The 2,743-nt window shown below is 59.2% G+C and carries 3 protein-coding genes; 2 read left to right on the top strand and 1 reads right to left on the bottom strand.

Features of this window, described 5'->3' with window-relative positions; all coding sequences use genetic code 11:
- Positions 1-84: 84 nt before the first annotated feature.
- Positions 85-786: a hypothetical protein gene (locus QN357_RS18480; RefSeq protein ID WP_323505339.1), complete on the top strand. Its 702-nt coding sequence runs from the start codon at positions 85-87 to the stop codon at positions 784-786.
- A gap of 169 nt (positions 787-955) precedes the next feature.
- Here QN357_RS18480 and QN357_RS18475 read toward each other — a convergent pair whose 3' ends face one another.
- Complete coding sequence (locus QN357_RS18475; RefSeq protein ID WP_323505338.1) at positions 956-1,585, bottom strand: recombinase family protein; 630 nt, start codon at positions 1,583-1,585, stop codon at positions 956-958.
- Positions 1,586-1,874: 289 nt separating this feature from the next.
- Between QN357_RS18475 and QN357_RS18470 the strand changes: the two genes are divergently transcribed.
- Positions 1,875-2,423 carry a hypothetical protein gene (locus tag QN357_RS18470; protein ID WP_323505337.1) on the top strand — a complete coding sequence of 183 codons (549 nt, stop codon included), beginning with the start codon at positions 1,875-1,877 and terminating at the stop codon, positions 2,421-2,423.
- Positions 2,424-2,743: the final 320 nt, after the last annotated feature.

The raw sequence follows: 2,743 nt of genomic DNA, 5'->3' as shown, positions 1-2,743 counted from the left end.
TTTTCCCAGACCAACAACCCCAGCCCAGGAAATCCGTCGGCGTTTTAAACTTCGCCGTTACTGACCCACGCTCCTAGCGGCCGAGTGATTGAGTTTCACACTGACGACCTGTCAAAATCCGCAGGGTGGAAAACTGACCTCGCTGAGTTCTCCAACTTCCTAAGTCTTGTCGATGATCCCGCCGCTGCTAGGTCGATGCTCTTGTCTCTCGGCGTCGAAGCCAACCGTGCAGATGATCTCGTAGGTCGATATGCACGAGATGCGCGCAGAGTGTTGCTCGATTCAAGGCATCAGCGGGACAGGTATGTTCTCGATATCCAACAGCGGCTGGAAGCAGAGTTGACCGAGGAAGGCCTCGACGTGCCCGCAGGAGAACTGGAAGTCCTTGTGCGGCGCCTTGTCCCGACGGCTTCGTTGGCTGCCGCGCTCTCAGCTTCAATACCTGACCAGAGGCTCCAGACTCCGCCTTCGTCGGCGACGATCGTCATCAACCAGCAATTCATTGAACATGCGGCAGGCGTCGTAGCCCAGACCATATCCGGTGGAGTCAACCTCGGAACACCCCTCGACGAGATCCTGAGACTCGTACGACAGGTCGGAGGGGACGGCTCTGATGGGCTGGAGACCGCAGCCCGAGAACTAGCAGATGTTGGCGCTCCATCCGCCAACCGCGTTACCGCACGTCAGAAGCTGCGAGCATTCCTAATCAGGAACGGACAGCGTATCGAGAGCGCTGCCTTCGCAACTGCATGGAAGTGGCTGGAGTCTCAGATGGGGGGAAACTAGGACTGGCGACGGCATCTGGATAGGAATACCGCAGCATGAGAAGTCTCTCCGCGCGGTTCTGGATCAGCTCGGCGGCCACATGGGTGTTCGTGTTGCCGGTCGGTGGATTGCTGACGCGTCGATATGCACGCTGTGATTGTAGGCGCTCTTTGGCGGTGTTTTGTGATCGCTATTTGGTGTCGTAGCTTGTGAAGGTCTGGCCAGTAGATTGATCTGGCAGTAGTCCCAGGGTTCGGGCTCGGCGGTAGAAGGTCGCTCGGGACATTCCGAGGTCGAGCGCGACCTGGGCCGCTGGCTCTCCGCCTTCTATGAGCCGGCGGGCGTTGCGAATTTGGCTGTCAGTGATGGTCTGCGGGCGACCGCCTAGGTCCTTGCCGGCCGCGCGGCGTTTGGCGATGGAGTCGACCACGCGCTCTCGCTTGATTTCGTGTTCCATCTGGCCGAGCGCCGCCATGATCGTGAACAGCATGGACCCCATCGGCGTCTTTGTGTCGACGTCGCCGCCGCCCAGGTTCAGCACCCGGAGGCCGGCGCCGCGGCCGCGGAGCTCTTCGGCGAAGGCGAGCATGTTCTGCGTCGATCGGCCCAGCCGGTCCAGAGTCGTGATGACGAGAGTATCGCCGTCTTCGAGGGCGTCGAGAGCCCGGTCAAAGTCGGGCCGTGATGCTCGAGCGCCGGAGATGCCGTGGTCAACGTAAAGGTCGTCACGGCGGACGCCCGCGGCGAGAATGTCGGCCTGTTGCCGGTCGGTGGATTGCTGGCGCGTCGATACACGCGCGTAGCCGATCAGCTTCGTCACTCTGCTCCTGGTGTGTCTCATAACTAACGGTGGGTACCGCAATTCAAGCAGGAGGTTATGCGACGTTGTTATGAGACTCGCCGCGTCGCTAGATTCTGCCAATCTTGAGAGGCGCCGGAGCTAGGACATGAGACGTCTCATATCCCTAGGTTTATGAGGCATGCGGAGGCCTTGAACAAGGTTTCTCATTGACATCCGCGCGGAACCAAGCCAGGACCATTCAATCCTTTCTGAGGTACTACGCGAGCAGGGAACCGTCGCTATCGTCGGCTCAGGCTATTGTGAACGCATGTCATTGGACTGGTTGGGCCCCTCCGTAACTCTGGTGCTGGGCGTAGCCGCCTTCTTCGTCGGTGGGGCGAGCGAGAGGCGTCGGGACCAACGGCTTTCGGCGCGCGAGCAAGCGGCACGAGAGCAAGCTGCCAGAGAACGACGTAACGAAGAGCGACACCGTTTTCAGCTCGAAAACTACTTGGCCCTACAAGACGCATTACGGGAGTACATGCGCACGATCGCGAAGATCATTTGGGCGGACACGGCGATAGTCAAAGAGCACGGACAGTTCACGATGCTTCCGGAGGACCTCAGTCAAAATGCTTTCGATACTGGCATTGTGTTCGGTCGCCTGATGAATCGCGTTGTGGACGACGAGTTGCGGGACCAATTGGAAAAGTTCAACTTGATAGCCGCGAAGACCTCGATCCCGCCCTTGGATAAATCGATTTCGAAGGAGCGTGCAATTGCGCTCATGGACGACCGCAATGATGTGCTGACGAACACGTATCAAAGGGCCGCTGACATGGTTGGTGATCGCCTGCGGCGTGAGCTGAAACGCTAGGCTAACGGCCCGGGGTGATGCCGCGTCCTTTTGACTAGGAAGGATTCATTTCACCAACCTTTTAGGATGCGGAAATCGGCCTGCTTTGCGCCCCTGCCTGAGGTGGAGCGACGGTTCAATCACACCGGAACCGCCACGTACGCCCCGCTACTTTCTCGCAGGCCACGCAAAAGAGCATCGCCGTCGACTAGGTATCTCGACGCGACAACAAAGGTGTTAACACGTGGTTCTTGACCCTAGACGTATGGATTCGTTAGCGACGTTTCGTTAGCGACGTAAGGCTGGTCGTGGGGTGGGGGGGGGGGGGGGGGGCGGGGGGG

This window comes from Cryobacterium sp. RTC2.1 (assembly GCF_035018685.1).
GTDB classification, from domain to species: domain Bacteria; phylum Actinomycetota; class Actinomycetes; order Actinomycetales; family Microbacteriaceae; genus Cryobacterium; species Cryobacterium glucosi.
The sequence above is the reverse complement of the archived record's forward strand: the minus strand, read 5'-3'. Positions and strand labels throughout refer to the sequence as shown.